General features: G+C 37.6%; 1 protein-coding gene. It reads right to left on the bottom strand.

All coding sequences use genetic code 11. The features are described from left to right. Positions 1-274 (bottom strand): IS3 family transposase (locus HMPREF2728_RS02595; RefSeq protein WP_148130248.1); only part of this gene is annotated, 274 nt, incomplete at both ends.

The following is a 274-nucleotide window of genomic DNA, read 5'->3' as shown; positions in this document are numbered from 1 at the left end:
AAGACGCTGCACCTTCTTATGGTTCACTACGAAGCCACGATTTCGTAATTCTAGAGTCATGCGACGATAGCCGTAATTTCCTTTATGCTCAGTATAAATTGACTGAATTTCAGCTTTAATATCATAATCTTTATCGCTTTGATCCAGCTGTTTTAAGTGGTAATAATAGGTTGAACGGGCAAGCTTAATAATCTTTAGAAGGATATCTAACGAAAACTCTGTTACCAGTCCTTGAACAATTTCCGTTTTTCTTCTTGCTCCTTTTCGTCCCTCA

It is taken from the genome of Streptococcus sp. HMSC061D10 (assembly GCF_001808865.1).
GTDB lineage: Bacteria > Bacillota > Bacilli > Lactobacillales > Streptococcaceae > Streptococcus.
The sequence above is the reverse complement of the archived record's forward strand: the minus strand, read 5'-3'. Positions and strand labels throughout refer to the sequence as shown.